This is a genomic window from Chloroherpetonaceae bacterium, from assembly GCA_033763895.1.
In the GTDB taxonomy this organism is placed as follows: domain Bacteria; phylum Bacteroidota; class Chlorobiia; order Chlorobiales; family Thermochlorobacteraceae; genus JANRJQ01.
The window spans coordinates 580,781-597,697 of the sequence record JANRJQ010000004.1; the positions used below are offsets into that span (position 1 = coordinate 580,781).

Below are 16,917 nucleotides of genomic sequence, written 5' to 3' on the forward strand. Positions count from 1 at the left end.
TATGAGTGAGATCGTGAGGAAATGAATCAGTGAAAAACCTTGAAAGAATTTGAAGGATTCTTTATTAAGTAAATCAATTCAGCGGCCTTGCCACAACCACCGCTTTTTTGAGAGAGGTCACCACGGCGGAATTGGCACCGAGTGCTTCTAAAAAGATGATATAGATGCCCATTCGCAACCGCTCGCGATTTTCTCCAAAGCCATCCCAGATAATACTTCCCTCTGAGGCCGTTGGCTCTGAATTGGCAAGCGTTCTTACAAGCCTTCCACGAACATCATATATCTTTATTCGAATTCGATTGACATTATCAGGAAGTTTATAAGAAATGACTGCATTGTCCTCTCGTCCATCGCCATCGGGAGAAAATGGATTTGGTTTTACCTCAATTTTCCCTTGAGTTTCAATTGTAATTGTTTCCGCAAAAGCCGCATTGCGGCGAGCAGGCGTACCGCCAAATTCGCGGTTAGAGGAACTTGTCCAATTTCTTGAATCATTTGAGCCAAGATGAGGATTGATTCGTTCAAGCGCAATTCCCGAGGTTGAGGAATAAAATGAATTATGCCACTCGGGTGAGTAACGAACGGAATCGATAATGCCATCGGTGTTATCCACAAGCTGTACAAGTCCACCGGTCGTTGAATTGGAGAAGGTACTTCGTGAAGTGATGAAAAAAAGTTTTGCAGTAGAGTCGCTCTTTAGATAAGAATAGAAAAGCACTAAACGCGTTGAATCACGGAGAAGTAACCGATCTGGAGAAATAACCGCATAATCACCGGGCTTTAATGCATAGTTCGCAAGTGAATCGGTTGCAAATTCATACTTCTCAAATTCCCCGCGTTCATTGGGTAAATTGGTTAAATACCATCCACGGAGATCGATGGTGCTATCGCTTCTGTTAAAAAGTTCAACATAGTCGGGTTGGTCTTGTTTGAAATCGGTCGAGCTTTGAATCGGTTGATATAAAATTTCATTTACCACAATGGCGTTTCTCGGTGTACCTGTGAGTAGCAAGGTTTCAGCGCGGTTATTCAAAAGGTCGTTATCACCAGTAGCGGTAAGTATGATGATAAATCGCCGTGAATTCCGCTGCGCGGCTTGAGCAGTGAAGGAACGAACCGTAGAATCATTGGGTATCAGGTTCGAAGACAAAGTGAACGAAGCAGAAGAAATTTCCTCTTCAGGCTCAACAAGTGTGTTGGAATTCAAATCTTCATATACTTTCACGGTTGCGCCTGCCCCAAAGGCATTTAAGCCGCGATTGATGATGGTATAACCGATATTGATGTTCGCTCCCGGTGGCGTGCTGAATCGCACAGCAAAACGCAGGGCAAGATCAAATGGCTTTGGCGTTACGGTGTTTTCTCTGCCGGGCGAACCTCGCAGTGTTAATGAAGGAATATAATTTGAAGGTGAATCATTGCGTGTCATCATAATTTTTTCAAGCGACTTTCCCTTCTGTTTTGAATCACCCACATATGCCATATGTGCAATCAATTCACCTTGAGCCGTAATGATGGAAATCGAATCTCCATCGTTCGAAAAATTTAGCGAACCGGAAGACCTTGCCAGCACAGCGTTTGCAGGAATAATGTCTTTATAAAACTGTGGCGAAGTAAAATAATTGGGTGCAAAGATGAGCGCAAATTGTTTTGGTCCAATCAAAACATTGGCGTTGCTGCCGAGCGAATCGGTGATGACTAAATTTACTGAACCGCCAATTCGCCAATTGCGAAGATTCAGTGTGTCAGTTTCACTTCGGTTATAGACTTCAAGATATTCATCAAAGGTGGTGCTGTTCGATTCTGCCGGCGGGTCATACATCACCTCCGATATGATAAGATTGGTATCGACAAAGTTCGGCTCAAAGACGAGCGCCGTGGTTTTCAGGGTATCATTAAGCCGCGCTTCGTCAGCGCTGAGCGTTGCTGCAACAATAAATCGCTTGAGCCCCGGAATTGAAGTTGAAAACGAAAAATCGAGATTGAGCGAATCAAGGGAAGCCAAATTCGAGGAAAGTGTACGCGTATCGAGAAGCTCACTTAAAGCAGCAACTTCATTAGAATCACGGTCGTCATAGACTTCCACCCGAACGCTCGTTGCGGCTTGCTGTCCGTAATTCCGAACATTAGCGCGCAATGTTCCTTGCGTACCCGTTCGAATATTGGTTGATGGAAAAACAGTAAGGGAATTGATTCCAATATCAAATGCTTTTGGGGTAATGGTATTCACCGAACCGGGCGTTCCGCCTGAAATCCCAGCTCTTCCCCAGTTTTGGAGCGTGTTTTCGCGTGTGAGCAGCACCTTTTCAAGTGAAAAGCCTTTTGTCAAATTTCCGGAGTAAGAATAGGTTTGAATGGTATCGCCAATCGATGTAATCAATCGAATAGTCGTTCCGCCATTAGTCAGACTGAGCGACGCTGAGGCGCCGAGAACCAAAACCCCACTTGGCACCTTGCTATTGTAAAATCGTGGGAAAGTGCTGAGATACGAAGAAGGCACAATCAAGGCATAACTTCGCGGCGCGAGCCGTGTTCTGCCGTCTCCGGTATCGGCTAAGGAAATTACCGAGCCTGTGCCAACACGAAGCCGCCACCCGGAAAAATCAATCGTATCAGTAGCCGACGAATTATATACCTCAATAAATTCATGCGCCGTTGAATTCGCATCGGCCGGTGGGTCGGGCATCACTTCTGATAAAATGATGTTTGTATCGGCATCATTCGGAACAAAGGTATTAAATTGAGCGCGTGCCGTATCGTTTGTGCGTGATTCATCGCCTAAGAAAGAAACAGCTGCGACCAGTCGTCGAAGCCCACCTTTATTGGCTAAGAGTTCAATTCCCGTCACATTGAAGGAATCGGCAGGAGCGATGTCTGTCGAAGCAAATGTTTGACTGAAGAAGCGCTCGGGTTGAGATACCACATTGTTTGAATCCGCATCTTCAAAAATTTCTAACCGATAGCCTGTGGCCGTTTGAGTTCCCAAGTTTTTAATCACGGTTCTTAACACAACCGTTGTTCCTAAGCGCACCGAACTTCCGCTGGGCTGAAAAGTGGAAATAGTGAGATCCTTTTCCTTTGGGGTATTGGTATTGATCACACCCGGAGAACCTCCGCTCACCAACGCTCTCGCCCAATTGACCGAAGTGTTTTCGCGGGTAAGCTCTTTTTTTTCTTGAGAGAATCCTTTGGTTTGAGAACCATAAGTGTAGGTCTGAATTGTATCATTGGTGCTTGTAATCAAACGAATGGTTGTTCCGCCATTGGTAAGGCTTAAACCGCCCGATGATCTTACAACCAATGTTCCCGAAGGGAGCAATGCATTATAAATCCGCTCGTTGGCTTGGTACGTGCTTGGCACAATCAGTGCATAAGAGCGTGGCCGTAGCCACACACGCCCATCGCTTGTATCAGAAATCGTAACCGTTGAATTCGTCCCTGCCCGAAAACGATATAAAGTGAGATTGAGCGAATCAGTTGAGCTTGTGTTAAACACTTCCACAAATTCATTGGCGGTGGTGTTTCCCGAGGGAGGGTCTGCCATCACTTCAGTAAAAATCAAAGCAGTATCAAGCCCGGCGGACTGTAAAACGGTGATGTTAATTTTAGCGGTATCGTTGGTGCGAACTTCATCGCCCGATTGAGTAACGATGGTAACAAATCGCCGTAGTCCACTCACCGACAATCGAACCCAATTTGAGAATAAGAGAGAATCTCCTGAATTAAGTGTGGAAGAATTCGTTTGAGAAAAAAGTCTTTCATTCGAAACAAGCGTCGCATTGGAATCGCGGTCTTCATAAATTTCGTATAAAAATCCGGCAGAAGCTGCTGTTCCTAAATTCCGAACCCGTGCATCCAAACGCACACTATCTCCTTGAGTGATTGAAACTGATGGGAAAGCTGATAGTGATGTGATTGTTAAATCATTCTCTCTTGGCGAAACTGAATTGAAGGCTCCCGGCGTCCCGCCTTGTTGCAATCCCCGTTGCCAATTTGAAGCATCATTAATGCGTGTGAGATTAATTTTCTCAAAAGCAAACCCTTTTGTTGAATTGCCATAAAAGTAGTTTTGAACCGTATCGTTTGAGGGAGAAATCAATCTTGCCAATGTTCCTGAACCTGAATTTGAGAGATCAAGCGATGTGTTCGATGTTCCGGAAGCACGAATAAATAAAGTTCCAGATGGTACCAAAGCATCATAAAAACGAGGCGATGTGGTGGTATAAGAAAATGGCACAATGAGCGCGAAGCGGCGAGGCGGGATTTTGACTGAATTACCAAGCGTATCCGTTAAAGTTCTTGCTGTACCTGAAAGTCCGCCGCGAAGTCGCCATCCAGTAAGCGATACCGAATCCGAAAAACTCAAATTAAAAATTTCAACATACTCGTGAGCCGTCGTACTTGCTCCCGTTACCGGATCGGGCATGACCTCGGTTAAAATGAGAAGCGAATCCGGAATTCCTTGACTTAAGAGGGGTTGCGACGGGATAACCCAAAATAGCAGTGCCATTGTGAGTGAAATAAACAACTTGGAAGAGCGAGAGGCGACTGTTTTTTTATTCGGAATATTCGAAGCCATTTTTCAGAGTTTGTGAAAATCGCGGTGCTTTTTTTATGTCCCGAAAACTACGAACTACCGCGTTACCAAATGTTAACCTTTTCGTCTTTCAATTCTCATTTGATTTTCGAAAAAGCGCCACACTCTCAATGTGGTTGGTATGCGGAAAAAGATCAACCGCTCGGACTTTTTCGAGCTTATACCCGCTTTCCGCCAAAAGCTTTCCGTCACGCGCAAGGCTTGACGGATTGCAACTCACATACACAATTCTCTGCGATCCCAATTCAATCATCGATTTCACCGCATTCGGATGCATCCCCGCGCGCGGCGGGTCGGTTATGATGACATCGGGTGTGATTTGAATGGTTTTCAACACATCGCGAACATCCTTCATATCCCATCGGAAGAATTCAGCATTGCTCACTCCGTTTCGCTCGGCATTGGCTTTGGCATCATTGACACTGCTTTCAATCAGTTCAACACCAATCACCTTTTTGCACCGAGCAGAAATGAAAATTGAAATCGAGCCGGTTCCTGAGTAAAAATCAAAAACAGTTTCACGCCCACTAATTTCAGCGAATTCCTCTGCCACGCCGTAAAGCAATTCTGCACCCAAGGTGTTGGTCTGAAAAAATGAATTGGCTGAAATTCGAAAGTGGTAATTGCCAAGTTTTTCGGTAATAAACGGCTTGCCGTGAAGCAGATATTCCGATTCGCCAAAAGAAACATTGCTTTTTGCAGTTGTTACATTGCAAACCACCGAAGCAAGATTTTGACCGAGCGATTGAACAAGCAATTTTGCAAGGGGTTCTAAAACTTCGGGCAAATACTCAGAAGTCACCAAATTCACCATTACTTCTCCGGTATGAAATGCCTTCCGCATTGCCAAGTGCCGCCAAAATCCGGTGTGGTCTTTTGTTGAGTATGGCTTTAACCCCGAGTTCATCGCATAGCTTTTTACGATTTCAAGTACACGAGACATGTCGTCGCTTGCAATTTCACAACGATTGATATCAATCACCTTATCATACCTCTCCGGCGCATGAAAGCCCAACGCAAAGTCGAGCGACTTTCGCCCTTCCTCAATTTCATTGGGAAGTGTGAAGCGTTTATCACAAAACGAAAACTCAATTTTATTTCGATACCCAAATATCAACGGTGCAGAAATAGGCTCTTCAAAGGGCGGCGTTTCGAAACCGCCGATGTGAATAAGCGCATCACGAACCTTTTTCTCCTTCAACTTCACTTGCTCATCATACTTCACATGTTGCCACTTACAACCGCCACAGGCCCCAAAGTGCTCACACTTTGGGTCGCTTCGTAACTCCGATGGCTTTATAAGCCGCTGAAAAAAAAGCTCGAGATAACTTTTTTTAATCTTAATAATCTCAGCTTCCACTTCATCGCCTATCGCAAGCGGCGCATCCGATACCCGCCGTGAAAGAAATGCCGATATGCCATCAGGCATTCGGGCAAAAAGCTTATCGCCCTCAGCGACATCCGAAAGGGTTACTATCACTCGATCGCCTTTTTTGTAAGGGTTTGGTTGTGCTTTTTCGTCGCTCATTGAGTTCAGTTGGTGTGAATCAGATTGGTGTGAATCGTGGGATAGGGGATTCTTATTTGAATGCTCATCGCATCAATTTTCGAAGCAGCACTTTTAATTCGTCGTTGGTCATCGAAGGGCTGTAACCCGCTAAAAACTTTGTAATATGATGATCCAATTCATCTCTTAATTTTCGATACGCCTCAATATTTCTTCCCGCAGCGTCCTTAAATCCCCAATGGGCATTGAGAATCGTTGAACTTGAGTAAAGCCAAACCGGGCACACTTCATATGCATTTCCGCAGAGAGTAATCGCAATGTCAAGTGGAACATTCCGATAATCATCAATGCTATTGGTGTAATGCTCTGTGATATCAATCCCAATTTCTTTCATCACTTGAACCGCATGCCGGTCGATAAAAGGAACCGGGGAAGACCCCGCGCTATAAACGATAAAATCTTTAGAACGCGCCTTCAAAAAACCTTCTGCCATCTGACTTCGAATGGCATTGGCTGTGCAAATAAATAACAAACTTCTTTGTTTAACAGCAGTTTCAAGAGCGGTTGAATTTTCAGTTTGGGTTTCCAATTTCGAATAATATGATTAATGAACAATTCACCTAAATTTATTAGGTTTCTTTCAAAAAACAAGGTGCCTTTGTTAATCTCTTATTAGAAAAAAACCCCGTACTTATTTCACCCCACAGCGGCGAAAGAGTATATCCACATTTCCCTTGATTTTCTTAAGCAGTGCATCCGAAGAAAAAACAGCTCTTAATTCCTTTCCATTGAGATGTTTGGTTATCTCTTCATCTCCGACCACCAAAGTTTCAAGCGCAATTTTTTCGCCCCAGCTTTTCATTGCATTACGCTGAACCAAGGCATACGCAGCTTCACGCGTGAGTCCTTTTTTCGTTAATGCAAGTAGTAAGGTTTGCGAATACATCAGCCCGTATGACGAATCAAAATTTTCCTTCATCCGTTCGGGGTAAACCACCAATTTCTCGAGCGAGGCCGTAAAGGTTCTCAGTATGTAGCAAAGTGAAATGGTTGAATCGGGGATGATAACGCGCTCCACGGAAGAATGCGAAATATCACGCTCATGCCATAGAGCCACATTTTCTAAACCTGCGTGAGCGTTGGTGCGAATAATTCGGGCAAGGCCGGTTAGCCGCTCGAAGGTAATCGGGTTTCGCTTATGTGGCATCGCTGAACTTCCCTTCTGTCCCGGCGAAAAATATTCCTCTGTTTCCCGAACCTCTGTTCGCTGCAAGTGGCGAAGCTCAACCGAAAACTTTTCGATCGAGGCGGCCACAACCGCCAAAGTGCAAAGATACTCCGCATGCCGATCGCGCTGAATGACTTGCGTGGCAATTGGCGCCGGCTTGAGCCCCAATTTTTTGCACACAAAGGCTTCCACTTTTGGCGAAAGATGCTCAAATGTTCCCACAGCGCCCGAAAGCTTCCCAATTGAGATTATCTCAATTGCGCGTTTCAAGCGTTCTTTGTTTCGCTTCATTTCTTCGTACCAAAGCAGCAACTTCAATCCAAAGGTAATCGGCTCGGCGTGGATTCCGTGCGTTCGCCCAATTTGAAGCGTGTATTTGAATTCTTTTGCACGCTTGGTAAGAACTTTCAAAAGTGCTTCGATATCCACCAAGAGTAACTTTCCGGCATCGCGCATTTGCATTGAAAGGGCGGTATCGAGCACATCGCTTGAGGTCATGCCTTGATGAATATGCCGCGAAGCGGGGCCAACATATTCCGCCACATTGGTGAGAAAAGCAATTACATCGTGTTTAGTCGTTTTCTCGATTTCTAACGCACGAGATACTTCAAACTTTGCCTTCCTCTTAATTTCGTCAAAATCTTTTTTTGGAACTTCTCCCAATTGCACCCGAGCTTCCACAGCAGCAAGTTCAATCTCAAGCCAACGGTTCATCTTGGCTTCTTCGCTCCAAAGTGCCGCCATATCGGGCGGAGAATAGCGTTCAATCATAAAAAAGTGTTGCGGTTTTTACTGTGGTTTCCAAGTTTCTAAGTGATACGCGCTCTCCCAAAAGAGCCACTCCAAGCGTGAAGAATTCACAAAGGCTTCCTTCATTTTGGTTCTAATTTCATCTGTGGTTTCGGTTGCCATTCGCTCGGTAATGGCGAGCATCTTTTCGACCACCGCGCCGTATTCCTCGCCGGAATACATATCAATCCATTTTTTGTACGGGTGCTCATCATAGCTCGCCTGCGTTGATACTTGCTTGTAGAGCACATTGCCCACTTCGCGGTAAATCCAAAAGCACGGCAAAAGAGCCGCTGCGGCCACTTCGATTGGGCGAGTTGCGGCGGAAGCGAGCATATAATTGGTGTACATAAAGCACGCCGGGGCGTATGTCACATCAAGCTTGGTTTGGTAGAGATCAAAATAAAACTCGTGCAACCCGCGCTCGGCCACAATGGCACCTTCAGAGAAGCGAACAAAGTCCACAATCTGCTCAGCAGAATCGGAGCGGGCAGCAATGAGCGCAAGGGCTTTGGCGAAATCGGTGAGGTAGAGCGCGTCTTGCTTCATATAGAATTGGAATTTTTCCTGAGGCAAGGTTCCGTCTAAAAGCTCTTGATTGAACGGGTGGCGTAGAATTTCGTGGTAGATGGTATCAATAGATGTCCAAAGGGAATCAGTGAAACGCATTGGTTATGGCTAAACTTTTGAATTAGATACAGAAATTTTGGGGTGAAGATACGGAATAGAAAATGACTTCCCTTTCGTGTACCAAGTGTTAATTTATTTTATTGAATATGAAAATTGTATGATAACTACTATACCCGATTAAGTGTTATTGGACTCAAAACTGAAGAAAGTAGATGTGATTTTTGAAATGGCAATAGCTCTTTTTCAACATGAAAAATAACAGACCAATTTCAAGCTGATACTGGCAATCGAAAAAAATCACTTCAATACTATGTTACTTCTTTCAAAGCAGACATTGAGACACTCAATTGCTTAGGTCTCTTTTAATTGTTATTTCAAATTTCTCTCGAATAATCGCTTTTTCAAGAATTAGTTTCTTAGAACTACTTAAAAAACAATATGGCAATTTTATATTTTATTAAAGCTTCTAATTTATTATTTAATTGAAATATCAATATCATAGTATTTGTTTCCTTTGAATAGAATAATTGTCGTTAAAATTTAAATAGTCATTCAAAATAAATAAAGTCTTTCCCGAACTTGTAGCAAAAAAATATTTTTCTTTTGGAAGATAACTTATAAGCATTCCAATCCATTTTGGAATTATTTTATCACCTTTCTTAAACCAACCCCAAATCGGACTTCCACTCATCCCTTCAAATTTTGGCAATACTGCACTTTTACCTGTTTCAGTAGCCACTTTCAGGTTGTAGGGAAGATAGAAATTTTCAAAATGGTGACTGTTATAAAATTTTTGGTTTAATTCAATAAATTCATTATTGACGTCATGTTTAAAGTGCCAAGAGTGGTAATTAGTACGAAAATTTAAATTTTTATTTTGAGAACCCGGAAAGCCAGAAATAGTGTAATAGCCTAAATATTCGTGGTCATTAATTTCCCCAATATCAAATGATGAAATAAATCGAAAGTTGTTATTTTCAAAAAAAATTTTTGTTTTTTCATCCATCAAAGCAAATGCTAAATCAGCACGATCATAATCTCTCCCTAAAGCAGGTCTTTTAGTTTTGTAAAAGGTAGATATCTTTCCAAAGCCATTATCGACTCCCCATTTACAGTTTTCTAAGTCATCAACAGTATGAGCAGTAGTAACAAGTAAATATTCTTTGGGTGATTCAAAAGTTAATAGAAAAGAAGTTGAAACAATTGATAATTTTCTTTCATTTTCAAATGAAAGTGTGTAAATACAGTTAAATAATTCCTTATCTCGAGAAATTGCATTCATTTTTTCAAAAACAACTTAATCTTGGGTCATCACTTTCAAGTAAAGGGTTAATTGGTTATTACACCACTCGCACCCCTTCTCTTGGCGCAAGGTTCAGGCTGTGGGACATCCATTGAGTGATATCGGCAAGGCTTTCGGAAGAAACTTCGTGCCCCATTGAATATTCGCGGTAGGTGAGGTCAAGCGGCAAGCGGCGAAGTTCCTTTTCGCTTTGGCGGCCGTGATGAATCGGAAGCAGGGTATCAAAAATGCCGTGCGTGAGCATCACTCGCAAGTGATTGTAACTTTCATTTTTCTCACTTGGAATCATTGAAGGGCGCAAACCGCCGCCACTCATCGCAATAATTCCCATAAAGTGCTTCGGCGACATCAGCATTGCCCCTAAAGAGAGACTCGCGCCCTGACTAAATCCCATTGCAAAAACACGGTCTGGATCAATGCCATATTTCTCGATTGCAAAGTCAATCATCCCAAGAACTTTATTCCCGCTATGCAATGCGGCTTTTTCATCAAATTGAATACCGCCGTCCGATAAAATCTTGTAAGGAAACCAAAAATATGACCCTTGTTCAATTTCAAATGGTGCGCGCAGGCTCATCACTAAAAATCGCTCATCAAAACTTTGGAGCATCCCAAATAAATCTTCTTCATTGCTTCCATATCCGTGAAGCAAAAGTAGTAACGGGGGTTTTGATTTTGAAGTTGTTTCTTTTTTGAGGGGCTCGGCAACCAAATGATGAAGCATGTGATAATTTCAGTTTAGTCTATAATCGTTATCAGAAAGGTCTTTGAAAAGCTCTCGAAGCATCTCGTTCTTTTGGAGTGTTTTCCGCCGAAAAGAAAAAAACTGCCACACAACAAACCCGATGATAAAAAAAGTTGTTGAGGCAATCAGCATTAAAATAATTAAATCTTTCGTTAGCGGCATTTAGCAGTTTAGGTTCATCTTAAAGGGCATTTTCAAACTTCAAAGCCTTACAGGCTACTCGCAATCTACACCAAAGAACCGTAAGTTAAAACGAATCATTTTGCCTTTTCTACGGCAGTTTGTTCAATCCGAGTGAGCATCACATCGGTTGCAGGGACAACAACCAACGGAAACTTCTCAACCGTAACATCATTCTCATCAAGGCCAAAAGCACGCTCAACCGAGAGCGACCATTTTTTTAACGCAAAATAATTTTTGAGAAGAAAGTTTTCTTTGAAAGGCAAGTCGTTTTCAATGGAAAGAAACTTCTCAGAAACCACAAATCGAAAATCAGATTCCAAATTATATCGGCTCTCAGAAGGTAATTCGGGGGGGATCTCTTTGGTGCGCATCATTTCTTGCATCACTTGCTTAAAGAAAAGATTGAGTCGCAACTGCACCTTAAAGCCAATTCGAAAATCAACGCGAATGATTTTATCGTTGACAAGTTCTTGAACCGAATACTCCATTGTATAGGGCGCGTCGGTACGCTCCAAATGCACAAACCAATAAATGTCTGCCCGTTTCGGCTTTTTACCGAAAATACTCGGGATAATTTTATGCTCAATCATCAGGGGGTTTTCAGACTTCGTTAGGTAAATTAAGTGAGTCGCAAACTTTGGAATTTTTTCAGCTTGGCTGAGGTTTTCAAGCGTTTTGAGAAACGGTTCTAAATCGACAAATACTGTAAATCGACTGAGCAATTTCTTTGAGCCTTGCCAAATTAGCATGATGCCTAAAGTAAACACAGCAAATAAAAGCGGCGCCCATCCGGTTTTCAGCTTAATGATATTGGCAATAAAAAAGCTTCCTTCAACTGTAAGAAACACCGTGAGGAAAATAAAAATGAGCCACTTCTGCGCCTTTCGAACATAGCGCAAATAGAAAATTAAAAGCGTGGTGGTCATGAGCATTGTCATCGTGATGGCAAATCCATACGCCCCTTCCATATTCGATGACTCGCGGAAGTAGAGTTGAACAGAGATACATCCAATCAGCAAAAACCAATTCACGCTTGGAATATAGTGCTGACCTTTCGATTCAGACGGATGATGAATTTCGACGCGAGGCCAAATGTTTAGTCCAATTGCTTCACTTATAAGCGTAAATGATCCTGAAATCAAGGCTTGACTTGCAATAATTGCGGCAATAGAAGCGATAATGATTCCTACAATCAAAAACCACTCCGGCATCAACTCATAAAAAGGATTTCTTCTTCCAAGTGTTTCACCGGAGTGCTTTAAAAGCCACGCGCCTTGACCAAAATAATTTAAAAGCAAGGCGGTCTTAACAAATATCCACGCAACTTGGATGTTGCTTCTTCCGCAATGCCCTAAATCGCTATAAAGTGCCTCAGCCCCCGTTGTGCAAAGAAAGACGGCTCCCAAAAGCCAAAATCCTCCGGGATGTTGAACAAGCAATTGAATGGCGTAATGCGGGCTAAATGCGCGAAGGACAATAGGATTTTGAACGATATGAATAAATCCCAATATCGCCATCATGCTGAACCAAACCACCATCATTGGGCCAAAAGATTTTCCAACAAGTGATGTTCCAAATTGTTGAAAAAGAAAAATGCATACCAAAATGGTAATGATAATTGTGAGTGTTGGAATATTTGGGTTTACTTCATGCAACCCTTCAATGGCAGATGAAATGGAAATCGGCGGTGTAATAATTCCGTCTGCCAAAAGCATTGCTGCGCCGATAATCGTTGGAATCACAAGCCAATTCCCGCGCCGGCGAATCAAGGCGTAGAGAGAAAAAATTCCACCTTCACCGTTGTTATCTGCTTGTAGCGTTAGGATGATATATTTAAGGGTTGTTTGGATGGTCAGTGTCCAAAACACACAAGAAATTCCTCCAAGAACTAAATCTTCATCAATTGGTGCATCGCCAATGATGGCTCTCATAACATAGAGGGGCGAGGTGCCAATATCTCCGAAAATGATACCAAGCGTCATCAAAACGCCTGCAGCCGTAGCTTTTGAGTGATTAAATGAAGAACTCACTCGTTTGAATGATTAATTAAACCGGGAGTCGCGGCGACCCAGAAAAAATGCTCATCCGCTTCAAGCCTCAACGCTTGGCTTTAAGCCGCGTCCGCTTCGCACTTGGCCAAACGGCTAACGAAATACTGCTAAATATACATCAAGACCAAAGATTTCACTTGTGTTTTTGATTTCACCCATTTTGCCTTGAATCAAGCAATTTTTATTCTCTATGTTTTCTTCTTCTTCTGCCGTACTTTTGATTCTTCGCCGATTTTCTATTTCAGTAACTATGATTCACGGCGATTACTTAGGATTTTTATGACTCCAATTGATTTTTTTTCGCTTTTCGGGCTTTCTGAAAAAATTCATCTTGATACCAAAGATCTTCAGAAACGCTTTTATGCGCTCTCCAAAGAGATTCACCCCGACTTTCATCAAACGTCACATCTTAGCGAGCAAGAAGCCAGTCTTTCAGCAACCGCCAGACTTAATCAAGCTTTTTTGACCTTAAAAGATTTTGATAAACGCGTTTGGTATCTGGTCAATTCAAAACTTGGCGAATTGCCTGAGGTTGAAAAAAAGAAAACGCCTCCAGAATTGCTCATTCGCCTGATGGACATTCGTGAAACCTTGAGCGAATTTCAATCCACCCCGTCTGACTTGCTCCGCCATTCGCTTGAAGCATCTCTTCACTCACTTCAAGAAGAACAAAAGGAATTGAACGCTGAGATTTACGCTCTTGGCGAATCCTTCGATCAAACCAATTCTGAAGATGCACGCGAAAATTTACTCAAGGCTATTCGCAGCCTAATGCTCAAAAAAAACTTTCTGAAATCTTTAATTCAAACGATTGATTCAACATTGAATCCATCGGAATTCTAAACCAACCTTGTTAAAGGAGGCGTAAATCGATGACATACAGAGCAAAAATCGGTACAGAAACACTCGAACTAAAAGGTGACACGATGCCGGAAAACGGTTCGGCAAGTCTTGTGATATCAGGAATTGAAACCCCCGTTATTCTTTCGAAACTTTCAAAAACCCATAAGAACAGCGATTATGTGATGCTCAATATCGGAGGGAAAAATTTTCGCGCAGAAGTCATCTCTACCCCCGAAGGTGCAGAGGTAAAACTCGCAGACGGAAGAAAATTTTTCGTGGAACTCTCCGACGAAAAGCAGCTTTTACTTGAATCGATGGGCGTGAAATCATCGGCAAAAAAATCAAGCGGTGTCATTAAATCGCCAATGCCGGGATTGGTCATAAAAATTAATGTTTCGGTAGGTGACACCGTTACACAAGGGCAAAATGTTGCTATTTTGGAAGCAATGAAAATGCAAAATGATATCAAATCGCCTACGGCCGGCGTTGTCAAAGAAATTAATGTTAAGGAAAAGCAAGCCGTTGAAAAGAATCAAGCTTTAATGAAAATTGAATAAACTATTTTTTAAGCTGAGCAGGAGGTTTTTTAGGGTAAACTGGTCCTTTCTAAAAACCCTTTTGTTCGATTCACCTTTTTTTCTTGCTTTGAAAATAAGTGGAGGAGGCTTTTTTGTTTAAGGTTGAGCCTGAACATAAACTTCTCATTACTGGCGCTTCCGGTTTTCTTGGAGGCGCTCTTTTTTCGTTTTTCGAAAAAAACCTAACGCCACGCTCTCCCATTCGTGTTCTGGTTCGAAATACATCTGCTCTCGCGCGATTTAAGCATATCGGGGAGGAGCGTTATGAACCAGTTTTTGGCGATTTAAACAATATCAGTTCGCTTTACCAAGCCCTAAAAGGGATTGATATTGTTATTCATAGTGGTGCATTGGTTTCATTTGCACAAAGGGATTACCGAGCGCTTTACCAAACAAATGTGGTGGGCACGCGAAATTTAGTGGATGCCTCACTTATAGGCGGCGTAAAGCGATTTCTTCATATTAGTTCCACGGCAGCCATTGGCAGTTTTGGCGACGGCAGTCTTTCTGATGAACGAACACCCTTTCAGGATTGGCAGCGGCGGATTGGGTATATGATTTCAAAGTATTTTGCTGAATTTGAAATTTTACGCGGTGTCTCAGAGGGTCTCAATGCCGTAATGATAAACCCCGGTGTCATTTTTGGTGATGAAGTGAGGCATCAGAATTCTGCCACACAACTCATTCGACAAATAGGAAGAGGGAAAATTCCTTACTTCCCAACCGGCGGGGTTGGTGTAGTGGGTCTTCAAGAAGTTTGCAAAGCGGCATTGGCCGCGCTTCAAGTGAGCCACACGGGGACAAAGCATGTTATCATAGCAGAAAATCTTTCTTATCAAAACCTGTTTGATTTGGTTTATGCTACTGCCGGCAGGCGTGCTGTCTCGTTGCCGATTCCTGAAATAACGGGGAGATTCGCCGGCCTTTTAATGGATGCCGTTGCTTTGCTTGGCGTAAAAAAGCCTTTCATTACCTTCGACACAATGTCACTTTCTGAGAAATCGTTGTTTTATGATCATTCGAAATCAAAAACCGACCTCGCTCTTTCCTATCCCCCATTTCAAGAAACCATTTCTAAGATTTTAAGCTTAAGGTCGCCGCAGAAAAACTTGCTTTAGGCATTCAAATGGCTGTTGATAAACTTTTTGTAACTTACGCCACATTTAGAACAGATTTTAGATTTCATATCCATATTTGAATTTTTAATCTTAATCAGTAATCAACTTCACTTATGAAAGACAATAGAAATTCCCTTTTTATGGCGATTGCGCTTTGCACGGCCTTTTTCGCTTATTCCTGCGGAACGCCAACCGAGCGCTCAAACGCACTTGTGCAATCGGCAACTCTTGAGATTGTCGAAGCCCAAAACTTAACCCAGCAAGCAGAAAACGCTGATGAAGGAAAAGCCAAAACCCTTCTCGCCCAAGCCGAAGCGCTTAAAGAAAAAGGTCTTAAGCACTTTGATGAAGCTGTTGTACTTGACTCAACCAATATTAACGCGTACTGGAATTATGGGATTGTGCTCCAAGGATTCGGATATTTGGAAGAAGCCTTGGCTAATTTTGAAAAAGGCTTTGGATTAGTAGTTTCCACCAATCCACCTCCTTATGGCGTCGATAAATATCCTGATACTGCTGTCCGCGATTCGTTGAAAAATCAATACAACGGTTTTGTTCTTCAACTATACACCACTTATAAAAACTTAAAGCAATACGAAAAAGCATTGAAATATGCTTCCGACCCATTTTTCAGAAATTTTTATCCATCTAAATATCCTGAAGCGGCTCTTGCATTTGGGTATAATTTGATTGGCCAAAAGAAATTCGCAGAAGCCATCGATCAATTTAAGATTGCTCAAGAAGCAGCCAAAGATGCCCGTACCAATGAAGGTCGCCAAACTGTTTACTCAGCAGCATTTTACACCGAACAAGCGATTCGCGGGATGGCTGGTAAAGATACGCCTGATTATTTAGCGATTGTCGAGGCTTATGAAAAAGCCATTCAAGTTGATGGAGAAAATCCGGAAAGCTATTCACGCTTAGCCACAGTATGTGACGAAGCCGGCGAGAAAGGCGTAAAGGGGATGGATGCAAAAGCCATTGAAGTTTATAAAACCGCTATCGAAAAAAATCCGAAGAGTGAAATGCTTCGCTCCAATTTCGGTATGCTTTTGGTCAATAAAGGGAAAGTTCAAGATGGAATTGGACAATGGAAAGAAATTCTAACATTCAACCCCAATAGCGCCGATACTTACCAAAATTTGGCCGTTGTTCATGACCGAATGGAGAAAACCGGTGAGGCCAATAATTACTATAAAAAGTTTGTAGAAACTGCTAAAAATGATCCTTCAAAAGCCGGCGATGTTAAAGCGGCGATTGAACGCTTGCAAAAGGCCGGAATTAAAATTTAATCGTTCTGGTATTGTCATTCATTAAAAGAACCGATTTAACAAGCTTAAAACGT

At 42.5% G+C, this 16,917-nt stretch carries 13 protein-coding genes; 4 read left to right on the forward strand and 9 right to left on the reverse strand.

All coding sequences use genetic code 11. From position 1 onward, the window contains the following. Nucleotides 1-73 precede the first annotated feature (73 nt). The 9 genes from SFU91_03175 to SFU91_03215 all read right to left on the reverse strand — a co-directional run bounded on the left by SFU91_03175 (nucleotide 74) and on the right by SFU91_03215 (nucleotide 13,012). Nucleotides 74-4,579, reverse strand: a complete 4,506-nt coding sequence (locus tag SFU91_03175) for a lamin tail domain-containing protein (protein ID MDX2128018.1) — start codon at nucleotides 4,577-4,579, stop codon at nucleotides 74-76. A gap of 88 nt (nucleotides 4,580-4,667) precedes the next feature. Continuing rightward, on the reverse strand, nucleotides 4,668-6,125 hold the full coding sequence (gene rlmD / locus SFU91_03180) for a 23S rRNA (uracil(1939)-C(5))-methyltransferase RlmD (protein MDX2128019.1): 1,458 nt from the start codon (nucleotides 6,123-6,125) through the stop codon (nucleotides 4,668-4,670). Between the two features lie 64 nt (nucleotides 6,126-6,189). Then, nucleotides 6,190-6,693, reverse strand: coding sequence for an arsenate reductase ArsC (locus tag SFU91_03185; protein MDX2128020.1), 504 nt, complete (start codon nucleotides 6,691-6,693; stop codon nucleotides 6,190-6,192). Between the two features lie 102 nt (nucleotides 6,694-6,795). Further along, nucleotides 6,796-8,103: an adenylosuccinate lyase gene (gene purB / locus SFU91_03190; GenBank protein ID MDX2128021.1), complete on the reverse strand. Its 1,308-nt coding sequence runs from the start codon at nucleotides 8,101-8,103 to the stop codon at nucleotides 6,796-6,798. 18 nt (nucleotides 8,104-8,121) lie between these two features. Further along, nucleotides 8,122-8,790 (reverse strand): thiaminase II, encoded by a 669-nt coding sequence (gene tenA, locus SFU91_03195; GenBank protein MDX2128022.1) that lies wholly within the window; start codon nucleotides 8,788-8,790, stop codon nucleotides 8,122-8,124. Between the two features lie 457 nt (nucleotides 8,791-9,247). After that, nucleotides 9,248-10,033: a hypothetical protein gene (locus SFU91_03200; GenBank protein ID MDX2128023.1), complete on the reverse strand. Its 786-nt coding sequence runs from the start codon at nucleotides 10,031-10,033 to the stop codon at nucleotides 9,248-9,250. 58 nt (nucleotides 10,034-10,091) lie between these two features. Next, the gene (locus SFU91_03205) at nucleotides 10,092-10,778 is read right to left on the reverse strand and encodes a hypothetical protein (protein MDX2128024.1); all 687 of its coding nucleotides are present in this window, start codon (nucleotides 10,776-10,778) and stop codon (nucleotides 10,092-10,094) included. Between the two features lie 9 nt (nucleotides 10,779-10,787). Beyond that, nucleotides 10,788-10,961, reverse strand: coding sequence for a hypothetical protein (locus tag SFU91_03210; protein ID MDX2128025.1), 174 nt, complete (start codon nucleotides 10,959-10,961; stop codon nucleotides 10,788-10,790). Between the two features lie 95 nt (nucleotides 10,962-11,056). Further along, entirely contained in the window at nucleotides 11,057-13,012 is a 1,956-nt protein-coding gene (locus SFU91_03215; GenBank protein ID MDX2128026.1) for a KUP/HAK/KT family potassium transporter, read from the reverse strand. Nucleotides 13,013-13,312: 300 nt separating this feature from the next. Between SFU91_03215 and SFU91_03220 the strand changes: the two genes are divergently transcribed. From SFU91_03220 to SFU91_03235, 4 genes are all read left to right on the forward strand, one after another. Beyond that, complete coding sequence (locus tag SFU91_03220) at nucleotides 13,313-13,876, forward strand: iron-sulfur cluster co-chaperone HscB C-terminal domain-containing protein (GenBank protein MDX2128027.1); 564 nt, start codon at nucleotides 13,313-13,315, stop codon at nucleotides 13,874-13,876. A 29-nt stretch (nucleotides 13,877-13,905) separates the two neighbouring features. Next, the gene (locus SFU91_03225) at nucleotides 13,906-14,433 is read left to right on the forward strand and encodes a biotin/lipoyl-containing protein (GenBank protein MDX2128028.1); all 528 of its coding nucleotides are present in this window, start codon (nucleotides 13,906-13,908) and stop codon (nucleotides 14,431-14,433) included. Nucleotides 14,434-14,546: 113 nt separating this feature from the next. Further along, nucleotides 14,547-15,572: an NAD-dependent epimerase/dehydratase family protein gene (locus SFU91_03230; protein ID MDX2128029.1), complete on the forward strand. Its 1,026-nt coding sequence runs from the start codon at nucleotides 14,547-14,549 to the stop codon at nucleotides 15,570-15,572. 113 nt (nucleotides 15,573-15,685) lie between these two features. Beyond that, nucleotides 15,686-16,864 carry a hypothetical protein gene (locus tag SFU91_03235; protein ID MDX2128030.1) on the forward strand — a complete coding sequence of 393 codons (1,179 nt, stop codon included), beginning with the start codon at nucleotides 15,686-15,688 and terminating at the stop codon, nucleotides 16,862-16,864. Nucleotides 16,865-16,917: the final 53 nt, after the last annotated feature.

Bases quoted from the DNA above. Each gene is read 5' to 3' on its own strand.
- SFU91_03205 (MDX2128024.1), bottom strand. From the start codon at position 10,778: ATGCTTCATCATTTGGTTGCCGAGCCCCTCAAAAAAGAAACAACTTCA.
- rlmD (MDX2128019.1), bottom strand. From the start codon at position 6,125: ATGAGCGACGAAAAAGCACAACCAAACCCTTACAAAAAAGGCGATCGA.
- SFU91_03220 (MDX2128027.1), top strand. From the start codon at position 13,313: ATGACTCCAATTGATTTTTTTTCGCTTTTCGGGCTTTCTGAAAAAATT.
- SFU91_03175 (MDX2128018.1), bottom strand. From the start codon at position 4,579: ATGGCTTCGAATATTCCGAATAAAAAAACAGTCGCCTCTCGCTCTTCC.
- SFU91_03225 (MDX2128028.1), top strand. From the start codon at position 13,906: ATGACATACAGAGCAAAAATCGGTACAGAAACACTCGAACTAAAAGGT.
- tenA (MDX2128022.1), bottom strand. From the start codon at position 8,790: ATGCGTTTCACTGATTCCCTTTGGACATCTATTGATACCATCTACCAC.
- SFU91_03210 (MDX2128025.1), bottom strand. From the start codon at position 10,961: ATGCCGCTAACGAAAGATTTAATTATTTTAATGCTGATTGCCTCAACA.
- SFU91_03200 (MDX2128023.1), bottom strand. From the start codon at position 10,033: ATGAATGCAATTTCTCGAGATAAGGAATTATTTAACTGTATTTACACA.
- SFU91_03235 (MDX2128030.1), top strand. From the start codon at position 15,686: ATGAAAGACAATAGAAATTCCCTTTTTATGGCGATTGCGCTTTGCACG.
- purB (MDX2128021.1), bottom strand. From the start codon at position 8,103: ATGATTGAACGCTATTCTCCGCCCGATATGGCGGCACTTTGGAGCGAA.